This window comes from Parvimonas sp. KA00067, from assembly GCF_001553085.1.
GTDB lineage: Bacteria > Bacillota > Clostridia > Tissierellales > Peptoniphilaceae > Parvimonas > Parvimonas parva.
Window position 1 is genome coordinate 46324 of the sequence record NZ_KQ960149.1, and the last position, 436, is coordinate 46759.

A 436-nucleotide genomic window follows, 5' to 3' on the forward strand; every position below is an offset into this window, starting at 1 on the left:
ATGCTAAGAATTACTTAAACGAGAACAAAAAATTCCAGTAAAAAAAACATCAAAATTTTGTGGTTAAGAGTAGATTTAAGGTAGATAAATTTAAATTTTGAAAGAATAATTTCTGCAAGAAAAGCAACTAGAACAGAACAAGAAATTTACAAAAATGGAATTTAAGGAGTTGATAGTATGAGAAAAGAATATGATATTAGAAAATTAAATCCTAGAAAAAATCCTTATTCAAAATTAATTAAAAAGCAAGTAACAATAAAACTTGATGAAGATACTATCATATATTTCAAAAATCAAGCTGAAAGTACAGGTATTCCATATCAAACCTTGATTAATTTATATTTAAGAGATTGTGTTAAAAATAAACGTAATTTAGAATGTTCTTGGATTTAAAAAACAAAAAATTTTTAAAGATGCTAAGAATTACTTAAACGAG

Annotated in this window: 1 protein-coding gene; it reads left to right on the forward strand. The window is 22.9% G+C overall.

Translation table 11 applies throughout. The features are described 5' to 3' along the window. Positions 1 to 177: 177 nt before the first annotated feature. Positions 178 to 393 (forward strand): BrnA antitoxin family protein, encoded by a 216-nt coding sequence (locus HMPREF3181_RS03985; RefSeq protein ID WP_057257280.1) that lies wholly within the window; start codon positions 178 to 180, stop codon positions 391 to 393. The last annotated feature ends 43 nt before the right edge of the window (positions 394 to 436 follow it).